The organism is Verrucosispora sp. SN26_14.1 (assembly GCF_004307965.1).
GTDB lineage: Bacteria > Actinomycetota > Actinomycetes > Mycobacteriales > Micromonosporaceae > Micromonospora.
This window is the reverse complement of the sequence record NZ_SISL01000712.1, coordinates 1-2,014: the sequence shown is the minus strand read 5'-3', so window position 1 is coordinate 2,014 and position 2,014 is coordinate 1. Positions and strand designations below refer to the sequence as shown.

Here is a 2,014-nt window from a genome sequence, read left to right as displayed (position 1 = left end):
GTCTCGTGGGCGCGGAGAGGTGTATAATAGACAGGCCCCGGCGTCCGGGTAGCCGTGCTCGCGGGCCAGCGCGCGGACCGCGTCGGCACCGGCCAGTTGCTGGAAGGCGGGCTTGGCCCGCCGGGAGACGTCGCGCGGGATGGGCGCGCCGGGCACCGGCAGGTAGCCGATCTCGCCGGCCGCGCCACTGCTGCCGTGGTGCAGCCGCCCACCCAGCATGATCGCCAGGCCGACACCGGCACCGACCCAGACCAGCACGAAGTCCGACAGACCCTGGGCCGCACCGGACTGCGCCTCGGCCACCGCGGCCAGGTTCACGTCGTTCTCGAAGACCACCGGGGTGTCCAGGTCGTCGCGGAGCGCGGCGAGCAGACCCCGGTGCCAGCGCGGCAGGTTGAACGCGAAGGTGATGTCGCCGGTGCCCGGGTCGACCAGGCCGGGGGTGCCGAGCACGATCCGCCGTACGCTCGACAGCTGGGCACCGGCACTGCCGGCCACCTGCACCACCGCGTTGTGCACGACGCCGACCGGGTCGTCGGTGTCCCGGGTGGACTGCTCGACCCGACCGATCACCGCGCCGGTGATGTCGGCGCAGGCGGCCACCACACGCTCCGGCCCGACGTCCACGCCGACCACGTGCGCGCTGCCCGGGCGCACCGCGTAGAGCTGGGCGTTCGGCCCCCGACCACCGGCCTGCTCACCCACCCGGGCGACCAGCCCCCGCTCCTCCAACCGCTCCACCAGTTGGGATGCGGTGACCTTGGAGAGGCCGGTCAGCTCACCGAGCCGAGCCCGGGTCAGCGGCCCCTGTTCCAGCAGCAGTTCCAGCGCCGCACGGTCGTTGAGGGCGCGCAACAGACGTGGGGTGCCGGGCAACCGGGTCGCACTCATGCCATGTCCTCATGTATTAGTAAACTTTGCTAACTATCTAGCTTTGACAACAGTAAACCGACCTTGGAACGGGTAGCCGTAGCGTATCGGCCGGGTGGAAGCAGGGCTCTCGGCCGACCCGGTACGAGATCCGCACCGGCCGGCACCGAGAGGAGACACCTCCATGGGGATCGATCCGGGACTCCGCCGGCTGGCGCTGGGCACCCTGCTGGCCGCGTACCCGGGGCCGGTCCCGCCCGACTGGGCGGTCGAGCTGGTGGCCGAGGGGCTGGCCGGGCACACCCTGTTCGGCACCAACATCCATCGGCCGGAGCAGGTTGCGGCCGCCACGGCCGCGCTGCGGGCCGGACGGTCCGACGTGCTGATCGCCGTCGACGAGGAGGGCGGTGACGTCACCCGACTGGCGCACGCCACCGGCAGCCCGTACCCGGGCAACGCGGCGCTCGGCGCGATCGGCGACGTGGCCCTCACCCGCCGGGTCTACCACGCCATCGGCGCGGAGCTGGCCGCCCTGGGCATCACCGTCGACCTGGCACCCACCGTCGACGTCAACAGCGCCGACGACAACCCGGTCATCGGCACCCGCTCGTTCGGAGCCGACCCGGTCCGGGTGGCCGCCCACTCGGCGGCGGCGACCACCGGGCTCCAGGCCGCCGGAGTTGCCGCCTGCGCCAAGCACTTCCCCGGCCACGGCGCGACGATCGCCGACTCCCACCACGAGCTGCCCACCGTGGACGCCTCGCCCGACCTCCTGCGCCAGCGCGACCTGCCACCGTTCGCCGCGGTGATCGCGGCCGGGGCGAAGGCCGTGATGACCGCACACATCCGGGTTCCCGCACTGACCGGCGACGGGCCGGCCACCTTCAGCCGCGCCGTCCTGACCGACCTGCTGCGCAACCGGTACGGCTTCGACGGCGTCGTGGTCACCGACGCGCTGGAGATGCGGGGCGCCACCCTCGCCGCCGGTGGCGTCGCACCGGGTGCGGTGCGGGCCCTGGCCGCCGGAGCCGACCTGCTCTGCATCGGCGCCAAGGTCGACGCGGACCTGGTCGAGGCCGTCGCCGCCGAGATCGTCGCCGCGCTCGGCGACGGCCGGCTCGACCGCGTCCGGGTGGAGCAGGCC

General features: G+C 73.5%; 2 protein-coding genes. One reads left to right on the top strand and one right to left on the bottom strand.

Features of this window, described 5'->3' with window-relative positions:
- On the bottom strand, window positions 1–891 hold an 891-nt coding region (locus tag EYA84_RS31200; protein WP_131057772.1), incomplete at its 3' end, for an ROK family transcriptional regulator.
- A gap of 163 nt (window positions 892–1,054) precedes the next feature.
- On the opposite strand from EYA84_RS31200, the gene EYA84_RS31195 reads away from it, so the two are divergent.
- The coding region (locus EYA84_RS31195; protein WP_131057771.1) for a glycoside hydrolase family 3 protein at window positions 1,055–2,014 on the top strand (960 nt) is incomplete at its 3' end.